This is a genomic window from Akkermansia sp. AE01SA01 (genome assembly GCF_036417395.1).
Lineage (GTDB): Bacteria > Verrucomicrobiota > Verrucomicrobiia > Verrucomicrobiales > Akkermansiaceae > Akkermansia.
The window spans coordinates 2,690,194-2,706,836 of sequence record NZ_CP143890.1 but is presented as its reverse complement, the minus strand read 5'-3'; the positions used below and the strand labels follow the sequence as shown (position 1 = coordinate 2,706,836).

At 55.8% G+C, this 16,643-nt stretch carries 15 protein-coding genes and 1 tRNA gene; 5 read left to right on the top strand and 11 right to left on the bottom strand.

Annotated elements, in window-relative coordinates:
- Nucleotides 1-65 precede the first annotated feature (65 nt).
- Nucleotides 66-875, bottom strand: coding sequence for a nucleoside triphosphate pyrophosphohydrolase (gene mazG / locus V3C19_RS11020; protein WP_130083245.1), 810 nt, complete (start codon nt 873-875; stop codon nt 66-68).
- Nucleotides 876-962: 87 nt separating this feature from the next.
- Here mazG and V3C19_RS11015 point away from each other — a divergent pair, with 87 nt between their 5' ends.
- The 4 genes from V3C19_RS11015 (at nt 963) to V3C19_RS11000 (ending at nt 2,680) form a co-directional block, all read left to right on the top strand.
- Nucleotides 963-1,262 (top strand): hypothetical protein, encoded by a 300-nt coding sequence (locus tag V3C19_RS11015; RefSeq protein ID WP_067571009.1) that lies wholly within the window; start codon nt 963-965, stop codon nt 1,260-1,262.
- 35 nt (nt 1,263-1,297) lie between these two features.
- Complete coding sequence (locus tag V3C19_RS11010) at nt 1,298-2,047, top strand: ComF family protein (RefSeq protein WP_130083244.1); 750 nt, start codon at nt 1,298-1,300, stop codon at nt 2,045-2,047.
- A gap of 47 nt (nt 2,048-2,094) precedes the next feature.
- Nucleotides 2,095-2,517: a thioesterase family protein gene (locus V3C19_RS11005; RefSeq protein WP_295875588.1), complete on the top strand. Its 423-nt coding sequence runs from the start codon at nt 2,095-2,097 to the stop codon at nt 2,515-2,517.
- Between the two features lie 87 nt (nt 2,518-2,604).
- A tRNA-Lys gene (locus V3C19_RS11000) sits at nt 2,605-2,680 on the top strand.
- 133 nt (nt 2,681-2,813) lie between these two features.
- Here V3C19_RS11000 and V3C19_RS10995 read toward each other — a convergent pair.
- The gene (locus V3C19_RS10995) at nt 2,814-3,716 is read right to left on the bottom strand and encodes a hypothetical protein (RefSeq protein ID WP_130083242.1); all 903 of its coding nucleotides are present in this window, start codon (nt 3,714-3,716) and stop codon (nt 2,814-2,816) included.
- Between the two features lie 1,646 nt (nt 3,717-5,362).
- Here V3C19_RS10995 and V3C19_RS10990 point away from each other — a divergent pair.
- Nucleotides 5,363-6,355, top strand: a complete 993-nt coding sequence (locus V3C19_RS10990; RefSeq protein ID WP_330937094.1) for a hypothetical protein — start codon at nt 5,363-5,365, stop codon at nt 6,353-6,355.
- A gap of 1,078 nt (nt 6,356-7,433) precedes the next feature.
- On the opposite strand, the gene V3C19_RS10985 is transcribed toward V3C19_RS10990, so the two are convergent.
- From V3C19_RS10985 to V3C19_RS10945, 9 genes are all read right to left on the bottom strand, one after another.
- A complete protein-coding gene (locus V3C19_RS10985) occupies nt 7,434-7,556 on the bottom strand; it encodes a hypothetical protein (protein ID WP_275124778.1) in 123 nt (40 codons plus the stop codon).
- Nucleotide 7,557: 1 nt separating this feature from the next.
- Nucleotides 7,558-7,740 carry a hypothetical protein gene (locus tag V3C19_RS10980; RefSeq protein WP_130083240.1) on the bottom strand — a complete coding sequence of 61 codons (183 nt, stop codon included), beginning with the start codon at nt 7,738-7,740 and terminating at the stop codon, nt 7,558-7,560.
- A 221-nt stretch (nt 7,741-7,961) separates the two neighbouring features.
- Complete coding sequence (locus tag V3C19_RS10975; protein ID WP_302389009.1) at nt 7,962-8,840, bottom strand: sulfatase-like hydrolase/transferase; 879 nt, start codon at nt 8,838-8,840, stop codon at nt 7,962-7,964.
- A 994-nt stretch (nt 8,841-9,834) separates the two neighbouring features.
- Complete coding sequence (locus tag V3C19_RS10970; RefSeq protein ID WP_295971286.1) at nt 9,835-10,407, bottom strand: hypothetical protein; 573 nt, start codon at nt 10,405-10,407, stop codon at nt 9,835-9,837.
- A 162-nt stretch (nt 10,408-10,569) separates the two neighbouring features.
- Nucleotides 10,570-11,253 carry a prepilin-type N-terminal cleavage/methylation domain-containing protein gene (locus V3C19_RS10965; protein WP_130083237.1) on the bottom strand — a complete coding sequence of 228 codons (684 nt, stop codon included), beginning with the start codon at nt 11,251-11,253 and terminating at the stop codon, nt 10,570-10,572.
- 239 nt (nt 11,254-11,492) lie between these two features.
- Nucleotides 11,493-12,257: a triose-phosphate isomerase gene (tpiA, locus tag V3C19_RS10960; protein ID WP_130083236.1), complete on the bottom strand. Its 765-nt coding sequence runs from the start codon at nt 12,255-12,257 to the stop codon at nt 11,493-11,495.
- A gap of 52 nt (nt 12,258-12,309) precedes the next feature.
- On the bottom strand, nt 12,310-13,548 hold the full coding sequence (locus V3C19_RS10955; protein ID WP_295934787.1) for a transcription antitermination factor NusB: 1,239 nt from the start codon (nt 13,546-13,548) through the stop codon (nt 12,310-12,312).
- 83 nt (nt 13,549-13,631) lie between these two features.
- Nucleotides 13,632-15,200, bottom strand: a complete 1,569-nt coding sequence (locus V3C19_RS10950; RefSeq protein ID WP_295934785.1) for a sulfatase-like hydrolase/transferase — start codon at nt 15,198-15,200, stop codon at nt 13,632-13,634.
- A gap of 91 nt (nt 15,201-15,291) precedes the next feature.
- Nucleotides 15,292-16,584, bottom strand: coding sequence for an argininosuccinate synthase (locus tag V3C19_RS10945; protein ID WP_130083233.1), 1,293 nt, complete (start codon nt 16,582-16,584; stop codon nt 15,292-15,294).
- Nucleotides 16,585-16,643: the final 59 nt, after the last annotated feature.

Below are 16,643 nucleotides of genomic sequence, written 5' to 3'. Positions count from 1 at the left end.
CATAAAAAATCCGGGAACCGCGGAGAGAAACGCGATTCCCGGAAGAGAAATAGCTGGGAACTCCGTTATTCGGCGGATTTCGCCTGCTGCCAGCGGGCTTCCATCGCGTCCAGGTCCGCCTGGTCCAGTGTGAGGCCGTCTTTGGCCAGCAGGCGTTCCATTTTATTGAAACGCCGTTCGAACTTTTTGTTGGCGCCCGTCATGGCCACTTCCGGGTCTATTCCCTTTTTGCGGCACAGGTTCACCACGGAAAACAGCAGGTCCCCCAGTTCTTCCGTGATACGCGGGTCTTCTTCCGGCAGGGGCAGTATCTCCTCGCATTCAGCCGTTTCTTCCTTCACCTTGTCCAGGGCTCCCTGGGCGTCCGGCCAGTCAAACCCGGCTTTCGCGGCTTTTTTCTGAAGTTTCCAAGCCCGGAGAAGGGCAGGCAGCCCCTTGCCCGTGCCGTGCAGATAGGGGGTGGATTCCGTCCCTTTTTCCTGTCTTTTGATCTTGTCCCACTGGGTCAGGACGGCGTCCGTCGTATCCGCCCGGGAGCTGGCGAATACGTGGGGGTGGCGGCGGATGAGCTTTTCACTGACTTCGGCGGCCACGTCATTGAAATCGAACCGTCCGTTTTCCTGGGCGATTTCCGCGTGAAAAACGACCTGGAGCAGCACGTCGCCCAGTTCCTCCCGCATTTGTTTCCAGTCGTCCCTTTGGATTGTGTCCACAGCCTCGTACGCTTCCTCAATCATGTTGGTGATCAGTGATTTGTGTGTCTGTTCGGCGTCCCAGGGGCAGCCTTGCGGCGCGCGCAGGCGCTTCATGATGGAGATGAGGCGCTGCATCTGGAGGGCAGGCTCGTGGCATTCAATCATTTCAGTGTCGTTCATGACAGGGGCCATACTAATCCCGCGGGGGCGGATGACTAGCAAAAATTCCGCTTTACCCGGAAGGAATCTCCCTGCACACTCGACCGCATGGAAGTTCACACGTGGAAAGAACGCACGGATGAAGGAACCCTGGTGTACAGGGCATGCCACCACGCCAATAAATGGAAGCTGGAATGCGCCCCCAAGGTGGGCCGTGCGGAACGCGACGATGTGGAATGGGAACAGGTGGAATTCACGCGTGACCTCTGGATTACTCTGCGCGACCTGCTGTGGCGCAAATACCAGCGCAAACGCTGCCCGTGGCGCCTGATTGAGGCCATTGACAAGCTTCTGGAAGACATGCCGGAGGAAGAATCCGCCGTCTCTCCGGATGAGGAGAATGAATAGCGGGTTTTCCCGGGAGCTTTTGATACGTGGGGGGAATGCTGGCGGAAATATTCAGGGAATGGTCTTCCTGGGTATATCCCTTTGTCTGTGAGCTATGCGGTTGCCGCAGCCCGGACGGAAGGTACGTCTGCCCGGCATGCCGGGAGCGTTTTATTTCCATAGAGCCACCCTTCTGCGCCGTTTGCGGGGAGCCGGCGGAGGGTTCCTTCATTCCCGGCGGGATGTGTTCCCGCTGTGCCGGGGACTCTCCCTCCTTTGAGGAGGCGCGCGCCGTGTACGTCAATGACGGAGAACTAAGGGAACTGCTTCTTTCCTTCAAATATGCCGGAGCCCTGCACTTGGCCGGAACCTTTGCGGGGATGATGGCGGAAGCCGTGCGCGGAAACCGCCACTGGTTCGGAGGAAGGGAGCGACTGCTGGTTCCGGTTCCGATGAACTGGCGCAAACTTGTCCGGAGAGGATACAACCAGACGGAGGAACTGGCCGTGCTGCTGGGGAAGGAACTTGGCTGGGCCGTCGCCCCGGTGCTGAAACGCCTGCCGGCCCGGATGCCCCAGGCAAGCCTGGCACGGGAACAGCGTCTCAGGCACGCCCGGAAAATATACGCTGCTCATGAAAGCAAGTTAAAACGCCGCCCCATCAGTGGCCGGGACATTCTTTTGGTGGATGACGTATTCACAACCGGAGCCACGGCGGATGCCTGTTCCCGTCTGTTGCTTCGCGCCGGAGCCTCTTCCGTCTGCGTGCTGACCCTGGCGCGGACGCACCATGCATGGCATGGCTGAACCGGAATTTTCTTTCACGCCCACTTCATCCTTCTTACAATGGGACCATGAATCCGGAGCTGGTGTTTCAAACGGAAGACGAGGTCATGTTTTATGATACGGATTGTGGAGGCGTGGTCCACAACTTGGCCTATCTGCGCATGATTGAAGCCTGCCGCACCAAACTGGGAGCAAAGCTGGGCATGGATTATAAAACCATGGGTGACCTCCAGCAATTCACCGTGGTGGTGCGCCACGAAATCGACTACGTTCGGCCGGCCGTTCTGGGGGATACGATTGTGACGACCGGATGGCTTCAGTCCGTGGAAAGAGCCAGTTTCTGGTGTGATTTCGAGATGTGCCGTGCTTCCAACAACGATTTGCTGGTGAGAGCTCATCAGAAACTTGCCTTCGTGCAGATGCCCCAGGGCCGTCCCGTACGCATTCCGTCTGAGTGGCGTACGCGGTGGCAGGAGTGCATGGAATCCTGATCTTTTTTCATCCCGTGCCCCATTTTACTCTTGCCATGCGTGGAAAGGTGGTGTTTACTGCTTCCGCCCTTCCACCAAGGGTAAAGTGCTTGGGTAGCTCAGTTGGTAGAGCAGTAGACTTTTAATCTATTGGTCCCGGGTTCGAGTCCCGGTCCAAGTACCACTTCTTTTTTCAATTGAAACTCCGCGGGGATTGATCCCCTGCGGAGTTTTTTATCGGTTGTATGGGCGAACCGGAAGGCTTATGAAAATTTCCAAGGGAGCCTTTCTCCTGAATGAACCGGGAAGCCGGGGGGTCAGGCGCAGGAATTCCGATCTTCCGGAAAGTCCGGACGGCTTGCCTTTCCGGCTACCCTTTTTTCTATTTTATGGAACAGTAGAAAGTGGTTTTTCAGATGATACAGCCATGATTTGATGACGGCCAGTTCATGGTCTTCCAGAACCACGGGCGGGGACAGAAGCGGGGTTCTCTTCACGGCCACTTCTATCAGGCCGACGATTTCATTCCTGTGGCACACTACGGGGACGGCAATGTATTGCAGATATTTTTTCTCCGGAGGCTGATTGCGCTTGCGGAAGAAAAAGCGCGCCACCTGGCGGGGCGTGGAGAGAACCAGGGGATTGAGACGGTGCTCCATGAATAGCTGTTCATCCAGCATGGAAGGGGTATTGGTGACGGGCCGCGGCAGTTGTGCCAGAATGGACGGAGTGTCGTCATTATGGTCTCCCTGGGCGTATCCTTCTACGCTGAGCAGGATACGGCCTTCCGTCTTTTCCGCCTTGATGTAAAGTACCTCGAAGATGAGGGATTTTTTGTATTCCGCCAATGCAGCGGCAATTGTGGCGCACAGGAAACCGCTCCCCTGGCTGAAGTCCCATGGCATCTCCTGGGAGCCGTCCAGTTTGTTGGCAAAGTTTTCATATTCTTTACTGAGGGCGGTACATGCCTTTTCATAGAGAGTTGCGGTCTGGCATTTACGGATGCAGGACCGTACTTCCCCTTCCTCTTTTTTATTGAGCATGAGCTGGCATTCCACATGCCAGATGATGAAGGCAAGACCCAGGATGATGAGAATAATGATTTTTCCGGTATGGCCGTTTTCTATCGGCGTGCCGCCGACGATGGAAATGACGACGACCAGAATGGGCTGGAATATGTTCGCTTTTTTGAGGAAAGAGTTATTGGTTTCTTTGGACATGGCGACATGCAGGAAAGAGAAAATTCAGGAGGACATTCTGCACAAAATACATTTTGAAAAATCTCCGGCGCTTATGTTTCAAAAATATTCCATATTGTAAAAATAATTTAAGATGCGAGTATGAAGAATGAGGCGTTCATCTGAAAGAAGACTTATGAAAGTTTAATAGAACTATATTTATAATCAATGAGTTTTTCTTAATTTAGAAGTATTCTAATACTCTATCATCTTGAAAGGGAATGCTTCTGTAGTTTAAATAATTGTTAGAAAAAAGGGAGAAATGTCGGTTTTGGAAACGGAGAAGTAAAACGGGCGTGTTCTTGCAATTTTTCGCAAGGGGAGAGAAGAGGAGAGGCAAACCATTTGTCAAGGGAAACCGCGTGATGCTCCCTGGACGGAATAGCGTGTTTTCATAAATTCCGGTCCAAGGGGATTTTTTGAAAATTAATGATGATGAAAATACAATGGATGATGAAATCACGAATCTGGAGTGTGATTCCTTCCTTTTTTCTTTGTGTCTCCGGCTAGTGAGGAAATTTTGTCAGGTGAACAGTATCTCCGGAAAGCCGGGAGAATAAAGGCAGCAAGGGAAGTAGTCCCGCAAGGAGTGGAGGCCGTTTTTCATGGAACCTTGAATAAATTTCGTTTTCTGCAAATTATTAACTATTTCGTGAATTTTAATTGGTGAAATGCAACGTAAAAGGTATTTTTATGCTATTGCTCCTCATTTCCCGGAAGTCCCGCACATCTGTTGTTCCGAGGAGATGACGCTTGCATGACCGTTTGGACGGAAGGCTGTGTTTTCCCGGAGGATTTCTGCAAAGAACCCCCATCCCCGTTTGTTTGAATACGCTGAATGGGGAATGGCATTTCTTCCAGAAGGTCCTCTAAAAATAGAAGCGTATTGGTCGCCGTTCTCCTTTTATGGAGTTTCATGACCCTGTATCTTGAGCAGTCGTCTATCGCCGTATATTGATACATGCCCGGGCCCATGTTGCAGGCATCCAATTTGGATTCTTTCCCCAGGAAGCGAGGCTCCATAACGACGCCAATGATTTTTCTTACCCTGTTTCAAAGGTGGCTTTGCCTCGGAGATGGCGAGTATGTTGTGGATTGTCCCAAGAGAGAGGCCTGATGTTATGATTCAAAAGAAGTTCACATGGCAGCGGCGTGGTTCCAATGTTGCGAGTCCTTCGAAGAACCATGACCAGATTTGCAAGTTCTTCGTTGATTTTACTACCTTTATCCAGGAGGGTAAGTGCCGAATGAAAACTTGAAGCTGGCCCCTTTTAATAACGAGAAACGGCTCTTCCGGGCTGGGCCGTAAAGATTACGCAGACGCCGGACAACACTTCCGGAGTGATGAAAACAATGGAAAAGACGCCGTCTTCCTTCCCATTTCCAGAGTGTTAACACCGGATGGAATTCGTTTGTCGAAAAATATTCTCACTCGGAGAGGCGGAGTCCAGGAAGAGCGGGTAAAGGAAAAAGAGCGTTGTAGAATTGAATTCTGGGAAGAGACCTTTGGCGGAATGAAATTGACATATATGATTTTTCATTTATTGCTTCCTTAAACATGCGGCACGCCGCCATTTGTGGTGGAACCAAAAAACTTGTTGTTAGAAAACAGATTTAAAAAAATTGGAATGAAGGCATCAGACTGGAAAAAAGTATTACTGGCGTTTTCTTTGGCTTGGCCGTCCGCTGCGACTGCAGGGGATTATGTGTTTGCCCCCGGCGTTTCGTTGACGGAAGGCTGGTATGATGTAAACAAAGCCTACACCCCTGTGGTGCCATACTGGAAATTTGTTATAGAAAATGGCACGGGATCTGTAAAAGTGGATTCAGACCGCATGAAAAAAGAATTCCCTTATGATGACACGAAGCATTGCTCGGCTGCCGCGGCTTCCAATCTGCTTCATTCCTGGTGGGACAGGAACAGGGCTGTTTGCGAGGAATTATACGGTCCTGTCTCCGGAGTACGTACGACCTATACAGGTTCCAGAGACAAATATTCTGCCCAGAATTCTGAAATATTCCGCTGGTATATACAGCATTGGCAGGGAGTGGGCAATCCGTTTGACGTCAAGATGAAGCAATATTTTTTCCAGGATTATTTCCAGGAGTATTTTCCCAGTTACAGCAGCAACATTTCCATTTTGGGAATATGGACGATGGCTTTCCACAATTCTCTGTCTACTCTCACCAATCAAGTCCAGGGGCTTGTGGACCGTGGTCCTGTGGCGCTTACGGTAAATATAGGAGGGTTCGGTCATGCTATTACCTGCTGGGGATATACTCTGAATGGAGAGGGGTTGCTGGAATCTCTTCTAGTGACAGATTCCGACGATAGCATGACCGGATTGGCTCAGTTGCTTGTATCCCAGGAGAAAAATAATGAAGGGAATTTTGTGTTTACGGGAGCCCGCGCCCTGGATGGAGCCGCCTTTCTTGAAAAGGAAATCGTGGTGTCTTCCAGTGACACGCGCAAGGAGTCAGTTTCTCCTTCTCTGAATTACAAGGATGCTTATGTGATGCAATTTTTCAGTCTGAACGATATGGCTCTTCCTACTCCGGAACCTTCATCCGCCTTGTTTTTGCTGGCAGGTTGCGCACTAGCCTGGAAAAGGCGCCGTTGAAGGCGGAAAAGGTGGAGAACGGGTTTTACTGGAAGGCTGGTTTTTTACCGCATGCTCTCTAGCCGTGCCCTGCGGCAATAGATTTTCCCTCGGTTTTCTACTTAAAGAAAGTTATTGACGGTGTTCCTGGCAGGACTTGAACCTGTACGCCTTTCGGCGCCAGGCCCTGAGTCTGGTGCGCCTCTCAATTTCGCCACAGGCGGGACAAATGCATGGACGCACTCGGCCGTACCGCACTCTGGTGTTCAAGATCAAACAGGAGGATTTGTTTTTGACATGCTCCAGAAATGTACCGCATGGCGGCAACGGGTGGCATCTTGTTGAGCATCTGTCTGCGGGCCGCATTCTTTCCCCTTCCCGGGCGGATGTCGGGCTTCCGCGTGTTTACCTCGTGACTGAACGGAAGGAGCGCTAAAAACGGGACAGGAGCAAAAAAAAGCCTGTGGCGTATCTTTATATCGACACGGTCACCGCTTGCCCTCTGGCCGCCGATGTGACAGAGGGGGGGGCTTGAAGCCGTAGGGAAACGGTGCGCGCTGGTTTATTTCCCGGTGAAGGGGGACAAGTTCGTGGTGGGCGCCCCTGTGGAGGGAACCCTGAGGAAGGTCAAGTTTTACTCCGACCTGGGGATGACCGCCAGCGACGGGGCGCAGTGTTTTATGTATGAGGCCTACCAGGCTGATTTTAAAAAGCGGCGCGAGAGGTCAAGAGACAGATTATTGCCTTGGTTAAAAAAACAGTCCTGAATCCGGAGCGGGATTTGCCGGGCGTTCCGGAGAACGGATTCAGCTCATGATGCAGAGGACTGGGTTGCTTAAACTATAGAAGAAAATGCTTCTTAAGATACCCGTAGCAATGCGGAACAGGTGAATAACAGTTCATTGGGAGCCTCGGCTACTTAAGTGTATAGGTTCCCAATTTTTTTCATAGCCGGCCGGATTGAATTTGTTGCGCATCCCCAGCTTGGCGGAGGGAGGGACGATGCCCAGGCGTTTCTGGTTTTCCAGCCGTTTGGCGGCAATGGAGCCGGGAGATTTGCCTTCATACAGGGGGCGCCGCGTACTCCATTTTTCCTTTTTTACAACATGGTGTTGCCGCCGTTCCCGGTCATGAACTCGGTTTCTCCAGAGCGCTGTTTTCCGTGGAACCATGCGGATTCCGGAGGAAGAGCGCCGGGCGCCGTCTTCAGGACTCGGTCCATGCTACCACCACAGAATGGCGCAGAGCAGGATGGCGGCTCCATAGGCCATGCCGCCCAGGCAAAGGGGAGTCCACCAGAAGGGTTTGGAACAGATTTTATTGACCATGTCCCGGTAAAGATAGGGCTTTCCTATCCAAAGGAGGGAGAAAAAGATGACGATGTAGCACCAGATGGGGATGAGCAAGCGCGTGACTAATGCCGTTTTCTTTAACGGGAACTTCCTCCGGATGTGTTCCGGGTGTCCGGGAAACAGTTTCCGGACAATTCCCGGTGAGGGCCGGCCCGGAACGGAATGGCTCCGGATCAACCACGATTTTTTCGCAAAAGGCGTTTCAACCGGAGCATCTGGAAAAGGGTGGGGTTCCGGTTCCGGCCATCTTTTTCTGGCTTGCGGGGGTGCGGGGATTATTCGGCATGCGTTTCCTGCGCCCACTTTCTGTATTGCTCGGACAATTGCTCCACCAGAGCCTTGTGCCGGGGGGCCAGGTTGTTCTGTTCCGTCCTGTCTCTGATGTCGTAAACCTGCCAGGGTCCCCGGTTGGGAGCCACCAGCTTGAATTTGTCCGTCAGAGCGGCGCGGTTTCTCTGGTGTTCCCAGAAAATGGTACGGGGAGGGCAGGAGTTGGGAATGCTGTCCCATACCTTTTCCGGCGGAATTGAAGCGGGTTTGGACCAATAGGAGTTGAGCGGCTTGCCGTCCATGTGGCTGGGGACGGACAGTTTGGCCCAGGTGAGGCAGGTGGGGGCTATGTCCTGGAGCAGGAACGGGGCGTGGTAGCGTGTTCCGGGGCGCAGAACCTTGGGGTAGCGGATGATGAAAGGGGCGGAGAGGCCGCCGTCAAAGGTCTCAATCTTGTATTGGCGGTAGGGCGTGTTGGATACGGCCGCCCACATGGGGCCGTAGCCGTCCCGGCAGCCCACTTCCCCCAGCGGGCCGATAGGCAGCACGGTTTTTTTGTTTTTGTTGTTTTGTGGCATTTCCGCCGTCGCCCCGTTGTCCGACAGGAACATGACGATCGTGTTGCCGCTGAGGCGGTGGCGGTCCAGGGATTCCAGAATTTTGCCGATGCCCCGGTCCATAATGGAGATTTGCGCGGCGTAGGTGGCCATGCATCCGGATATGTATTCCTTGCGTTCCCTGGAATTTTTTTCATAGCCGGCCGGATTGAATTTGTTGCGCATCCCCAGCTCGGCGGAGGGAGGGACGATGCCCAGGCGTTTTTGGCTTTCCAGCCTTTTGGCGGCAATGGAGCCGGGAGATTTGCCTTCATATAGGGGCAGCATTTTTTTATTTCCTCCCTGGGGGCTTGGAGGGGCGTATGCGGAGCCGTATAGGCTACGTAAAGGAAGAAAGGAGCTTTTGCCTTGGCGGCATCGTCAATATATGCCAGGGCAGTCTGTGTGATGTCCTCCGTCATGTAAAAGTCATCGGGCAGGTCTTCCGGCTTGAGCAATCTGCCGTCTTCACCGAAGGGACGGTCAGGCATGGGCTTGTAATAGTCCGCCGCTCCGCCCAGGAGCCCGCGGTAGCGGTCGAAGCCTCGGTCCCAGGGATAGGTTCCCCGGACTTTTCCCAAATGCCATTTTCCGGACAGGTAGGTGCGGTAGCCGGCTTTTTTCAGCAGTTCCGGCAGGGTGGGAATGTCCGGTTTCAGGCGTCCCCGGTAGCCGGGACGGCCGCTGTCGTCGTCCAGCAGCCCCACGTCCACTTTGTGGGGTTCGCACCCGGTCATGATGGAGGCCCGGGAGGGGGAACAGCGGGAGGCCGTGTAGCATCGCGTAGCCTGCATTCCCTGCCTGGCGAGAGAGTCGATGTTGGGAGTGGGTATTTCAGAACCGTAGCAGCCCAGATCGGACCAGCCCATGTCGTCGGCTAGGATGAGGACAATGTTGGGCCGGGCAGCGCGGACGGTTTGCAGAGAGAGGAAGGCTATCGCTGTACAGGAAATGAGCCGGATCAGACAACGCATGATGGAGGTATAGGAAATCATGGGAGGGAATAAAAGCATTTTCTGTTTGCTTCCTTCATTGCGGCTCAAAGACGAACGGGCGGAGCGCGCCGGGACTGCGCCGGAACGGGGAAAGGCACGCAGGGCGTGTTGGCGTCCATGGCATAAGCGGCATGGTGTAGTCCGCACTCCGTTTTTCCTTTTTGCAAAATGGCATTGCGGCCGTTCCCGGTCATCAGCCCGGTTTCCCCGGAATCTTGTTTTCCGCGGGAGCCATGAGGATTCCGGCGGTGAAGAGTGCCGGGTCCGGCGTCAGGATTCAGTCCGTGCTACCACCACAGAATGGCGCAGAGCAGGATGGCGGCTCCGTAGGCCATGCCGCCCAGGCAAAGGGGAGTCCACCAGAAGGGTTTGGAACAGATTTTATTGACCATGTCCCGGTAAAGATAGGGCTTTCCTATCCAGAGGAGGGAGAAAAAGATGACGATGTAGCACCAGATGGGGATGAGCAAGCGCGTGACCGGATCTTTCAGATAAGCCGCAAAAAGGAGGGGGGAGGCCACCATCAGGCCGAAGAGGCCGAGAGCCCGTGGAAAGAGCAGATTTTTCACCTGGGTGATCATCAGGACCAGAAAGACGGGGCAGGCAAGCTGGAGCAGCCACCGGATGCCCTCGAATTCCGCCAGATCCACGCGGAGGGAACTCAGGATTCCCAGCCCCTGGGGAGCCACGAGCAGGAAGAACCAGAACAGGCCCACCGCCAGCAGAATCTGGGCGAGCAGATGGTTGCGCGAAGAAGCCAGCAGAAACGCCTGCGTCTGCTGCCTTCTCACCAGAGCGAATAGATGGCCGAGCAGCAAAACGGAACCCAGGATGTACCCCGCCACATGCAACGGTATCATTTCATACGGATGCTCAAAGGAGGTATACGGGTTCATCTGAACACTAACCTTAATGATTATCCCGTGTTCGTAAAGGCGAATCAGCGGGGGAAGGAAGAAAATTCCATCGGTTTCCTGCTTCCGGGCCGCAGGACGGCTCTTCCGATAGGAGTGAAAAGTTTCTTAAGAGTCCTTGGTGATTTTTTCAAACGTAGGATCGTCAACAGGCGCTATTTTCCCGTCTGCGTAAAGTACCATGATAGCTCCCTGGTGGCGTTCCAGGGCGGGAACCACGATTTCATCAAAGTCCTGCGAGGTGATGACGCTGCGGCCGTCAATGGGGTTGCCGTCGCTGAGCCACGGCTTGTTCCTCAGGGCCTGGCCGCGCGCCACGTTCATGGGGCGTCCCTTCCGGTTGTCCAGCCAGCTGGTGTAGGAGACGGTGTCCGGTCCGGCGGGCTGGTTGGGGTCGTTGGAGTTGAAGTAGGTAAGGTGCTTGTCATTCTTGCAGCGGAAGGTGTCCGGGAGCATGTTCGGCTCCTTGTCCGTGAGGGGAATCAGGTCCGGCTGGCCGGCGTTGACGATGGGGGCCAGGGCGTCCCACCAGTTGCGGCAGGCCTTGGCACTCAGGAGACTGTCCTTCATGCCGCTGGAGGGGAGCTTGCCCCCGTTCTGGGCTGCGAATTCCTTGCCCCAGTCGCTCAGCCTGTGAAGATTGTCCGTGCAACGCGTCCGCGCCGCCGTTTCCGTGGCATGGGAATATACCGTGTAGGAAATGCCCGACAGCAGGGCGAGAATAGCGATGACCACGAGGACTTCAATGAGCGTGAAACCTTTGCTGCGTGAGGTAAATGAGCGGGCTTTCATGATTTCCTGATATTGTACATGATTGCCGTCGCTTGAAAAGCCAGAAACTGTTTCCGCAGGTGAAAAGCCGCGTCTGTTTCAAAGAAGCTGCATGGGCTTCTATACTGATGGCAGGCGAGGTTTTATGAGATATTACGGGAAAACGATCCCGTATATGGCGGGACATGTTCCCGGAAACGGAAAAGGCCGGCCCCGTGGAGGAGCCGGCCTGGTATTAAAACGGGAATGCGCGGACCCGCTTATTTGGCGGCTGTGACGAGCGCGGCGAAAGATTCCGGCTTCAGGGACGCGCCGCCCACCAGGGCTCCGTCAATGTCCGGCTGGGCCATGAGTTCTTCCACGTTTTCCGGCTTCACGGAACCGCCGTACTGGATGCGTACCTTGGCGGCGGTATTTGCGCCGAAGACGTCCGCAACGACCTTGCGGATAAAGGCGTGCGCTTCCTGGGCTTCCTTGGAAGTGGCGGTCAGACCGGTGCCGATGGCCCAGACGGGTTCATAGGCAATGACCAGGTTGGCGACTTCTTCCGGCGTCAGGTCCTTGAGACCGCCCTTGAGCTGGATTTCCAGCACGGGTTCCAGAATGCCTCCCAGGCGTTCATCCTTGGTTTCTCCGATGCAGAAGATCGGGGTGATTCCGGCGGCGATGGCCTTCTTGATCTTGGCGTTGATGATGGCGTCCGTTTCACCGAAGTACTGGCGGCGTTCGCTGTGGCCCAGCACCACGTACTTGAGGCCCAGCTCCTGGAGCATGCTGGTGGAGATTTCACCGGTGTAGGCTCCGTTGTCATACTGGGAAACGTTCTGGGCGCCGATGGCGATGCATCCGCAGCCGCCCAGGGCGTTCAGCACGGAGGGGATGGTGGTGAAGGGGGGGACGATCACGGTGTCGCAGGCGACGTCCTTCCCTTTGAGGATGGTTTTGAAGCTTTCGATGAATTGGGCGCCTTCAGCGGGGCCGATGTTCATCTTCCAGTTGGCGGCAATAATTGGTTTGCGGGACATAAATGGAATGAATTAATCAGGAGCAGGCATTGTTGACAAATCGGGGCCGAGGTCAAGCACAGATCAAGAGGGCCGCATATGCTCCGTCCGATTTTTCCTCCTGCGGAAGGACGAGTTTTTCTTCCTTCAGGGTCCATTCCGGATGGTCCTTCAGGAATTCCCGGACCAGCAGTCCGTCTTCCTCCGCGTCAATGGAACAGGTGGAATAAACAAGCCTTCCTCCCGGTCTGACGGCGCGGGAGGCGTTTTCCAGAATGGTCCTCTGGAGGGCGGCCAGCCGCCGGATTTCCTCCGGATTCAGGCGCCAGCGTACGTCCACGCGCCGCTGGATGACGCCCGTGTTGGAGCAGGGAACGTCCAGCAGCACGGCATCGAAACGCTTTTCCCATTGCGGAGGGCAGGGGAGAGCCCAGTCCGCCTGAGCCGTGGCTACGGAGGGGGAGCCGTACCTTGCCAGATTTTCCCGCAGGACAGGCAGACGGTGTTCGTGAAGATCCGTGGCAGTGAGGCGCGCTTTTCCTCCGGTGGCGGCGATGATGGCTGTGGATTTTCCTCCGGGGGCGGCACAGGCGTCCAGGATTTCCTCATCCGGCTGCGGCGCCAGCAGGTCGATGGCGTAGCGGGTGGAGGGGTCCGCTACGTACAGGGCACCGGAGTTGATTTCTTTCAGCGGCAGGAGGCCTTCCACGGAGAACCAGCCGGGAACGCCGCCGAGCGGGATGAGGCCCTCCGGGGTTTCATTCAAGGGAATGAGGGAATTGGCGCGCACGTAGATCCGCGGCGTGGTGTTGTTCCATTGAAGGAGCTTCCGGGCGGCTTCCGGTCCGAACTGGGCCGTCCATTTTCCTACAAGCCATCGCGGGGTGGAATAAAGGATGTGGAGGGGGAGTTTTTCCCGTTCCGCCAGAATGGCTTTTTCCTTCCGCAGCGCATTGCGCAGGATGGCGTTGACCAGACCCCGCAGGCGGGACGGCGCCAGATTGACGGTTTCATACACGGCGGCATGGTCCGCCATGCCCAGCAGAAAAAGCTGGCACAGTCCCAGTTGGAGAATGAGCCGCACGTTCATGTCCAGCCTGCCCTGGCGCAGCGTGCCGATCACGTGGTCCAGCCAGCTCTGGTTGCGCAGAACGCCGAAGACCAGGGCCTGGACCAGATGCCTGTCCGCCGGGGACAGGGTGAGGCGCGAACATTCCCGGTCCACCAGGGTTTCCGCAAAGGCGCGGCCTTCATGCCAGCGCGTCAGGCAGGCCAGGGCGGCCTGGCGCGAGTTGGATAGGTTGCTGTTCACCGGGGTACTCTACCTGCGGAATGGGGAAGTTTCAACCAGCAAAAAAGAGGAAAGGAATGGAAAGCTGCGGGGATTTCTCCCTATTACCTGTCTTTCCGCGGACTGCCCGCTTCCTTTTTGTAGATGGCCTGGAGCCGTTCCAGCTGTTTTGGCTGTTTTTCCGCCAGATTGTTCCTTTCTTCCGGGTCCCTGCTGATCTGGAACAGGAGCCACTGGCCGTTTTTTCTGGTCAGTTTCCAGCCGTCTCCGGTGATGATCGTGTGGTCGATGACGATGTAGTCCCTCAATTGGCCCGGTTTGCCCAGCAGCATGTTTTTGTAGGAGACGGCGTCCTTGCCCGCAGGCATGCGGACCCCCGCCAGGTCGGCAAAGGTGGCCATGTGGTCGTAATTGGCCGCCAGGCTGTGGCAGACTTTTCCGTGCGGGAGGGTTCCTGGCCAGGAAACGATCATGGGAACGCGGATGCCTCCTTCGTGGTTGGTCCATTTGAGCCCCGCCAAGTTGACCATGGCATTTTTCAGGCCCACTTTCCCGCGGTTGCCGCGGAAGACGTCCAGCAGTTCCCCGTTTTTATCCACTACCCCGCCGTGGTAGTCGAGGCTGCGGCCGCGGCCCTTGTCCGTGCGGTAGTAGATTTCATGCCCGTTGTCGGAAGCGAAGATGATCATGGTGCGTTTCTCCAGGCCCAGCTTGTGCACCTGGGCGACGATGGCCTCCACCTGCCTGTCCAGCTTGTCCACCATGGAGGCGTATTCCTCCGCCGCCGCGCCGCATTCCTTGTTGCCGCCGGAGGCGTTGGTGTAGGCCTTGCGTATTTCAGGGTTCCTGGCATAGATGTTTTCCGCGGGGGGGATGTCCACCGGCCCGTGGGGAAGGTTGGTGGAGAAGAAGATGAACATGGGCTTTTTGCGGTTTTTCTCCATGAACTTGAGGGTTTCCCGCAGCATGACGTCCGGGGCGTAGGTGACTTTGCCCTCCCGCTTGCCGCGGCGTTTTTCCGTAGCGCCCTGGGAGTAGTTTTCCGGAGTTTTTCCCGCATCGGCGTGCGTGTTTCCTTCCAGCGGCAGGCGTTCTCCGTTTTTCCAGAGGAAGGAGGGATAGTAGCCGTGGGCGGGCACATGGTCCATGTAGCCTACGTAGTGGTCCCAGCCGTGGCGCTGCAATTCCCCGTGCCACGTGGTGAAGCCCCAGTCCAGCTTTCCGAACTGGGCTGTGACGTAGCCGGCCTTTTTCAGCATTTCCGGGAGGAATACTTCCTGCGGGGAGGGCTTGATGCCTGCCCTCCGGGCGGCCTTTTGTTCAAATTCCTCATTGCTCCAGCGTTGTTTTTCCGCCGTGATGACCAGGCCGCCGGGAGTTTCCGAGTAGGATTTGGAGTGGCTGTCATGCACGCCCATGAGCAGGGAGGCGCGCGCCGGGCAGCAGTACTGGCTGCTGTAGCACCTGGTGAACATGATGCCCTGTTCGGCAAGACGGTCGATGTTGGGCGTTTTGACTAGGCTCTCGCCGTAGCATCCCGGCAGCCCCATGCCCATGTCGTCCGCATAAATGAGGATGATGTTGGGTTTGGGCGGGGGTACGGCTGCCTGGGATAGGCCGGCGGTCATCAAAAGGGCCGTCTGCAGGAAGAGTCGCAGGAAAGTGTGCATCATAAGTAGTACGGCAGGGACAATTTCCTCTATCGATAAATAAAAAGCCGCCCGGAAACTACTTTTCCGGACGGCTGGCAAAAAGTCGGTGCCTTTAGTGGCCGTAAGGTTTGTTGACGCGGCTGAATTGCTTCAGGCGCAGGCCGTTGAGGTGGATGAAGCCTTCGGCGTCGTCCTGATTGTACAGTTCTTCGTGACCGCCTTCCATGGTGGCGATTTCTTCGGAGTACAGGGACTGCGGGGAACGGCGTCCGGCGTACATGACGTTGCCCTTGTAGAGTTTCAGGCGCACTTCGCCGTTGACGGTTTCCTGGGATTTGGTGACCAGGGCCTGGATGGCCTCGCGTTCCGGCGCGAACCAGAAGCCGTTGTACACCAGCGTGGCGTATTCCGGAATGAGGGAGTCGCGCACTTTCTGCACTTCGCGGTCCACGGTGATGGTTTCAATGTCGCGGTGGGCCGCCAGCAGGATGGTGCCGCCGGGCGTTTCATAAATACCGCGGCTTTTCATGCCTACAAAGCGGTTTTCCACAATGTCCACACGGCCGATGCCGTGCTTGCCGCCCAGGGCGTTGAGCACGTACATGACGCCCAGCGGGCTGAGCAGGGTATAGCCGTCGCGTTCGCCGCGGGGGGTGACATCCAGTTCTTTCAGCAGACTGGCGAGTCCGTCGTATTGAATGCCGACCACGTCGCCCTTTTCATACAGGAGCTGGATGTATTCGGCCTGGTCCGGGGCGTCTTCCGGAGAGACGGAAAGCTTGTACATTTCACGGTCGGCCGGGGTGGTGCCGTCGTACCAGGTGTCTTCCAGCATGCCCGCCTCAAAGGAAATGTGGAGCAGGTTGCGGTCCATGGAGTACGGTTTTTTCAGGGACTGGCGGATCGGAATGCCGTGGGATTCCGCGTAGGCGATCATTTCCGTGCGGCCCGGGAACTGCTTGCGGAATTCGGGGTCGCGCCACGGGGCGATGACCTTGATGTTGGGTGCCAGGGCGTTCACGGCCAGTTCAAAGCGCACCTGGTCGTTGCCCTTGCCGGTGGCGCCGTGGGCGATGGCGTCCGCTCCTTCCCGGATGGCCAGGTCCACCATGTCCTTGGAGATGCAGGGGCGTGCTATGGAGGTGCCCAGCAGGTAGCGGCCTTCATACAGAGCGTTGGCCTGCATCATCGGAAAGATGTAATTGGTGGCGAAGTCTTCCTTGAGGTCGCCGATGAAACATTTGGAAGCGCCCGTCGCAAGGGCTTTTTCTTCCAGGCCGTCAAGTTCTTCAGCCTGGCCTACGTCCGCGCAGTATGCGATGATTTCGGCATTGTACTTTTCCTTGAGCCACTTCAGAAGAATGGAGGTGTCAAGGCCGCCAGAGTATGCAACTACGATTTTCATGTACGTCAGTGATTAGTGTGCGCGGCCATGATGCCCCATTCCCTTTCCGGTGGAAAGGA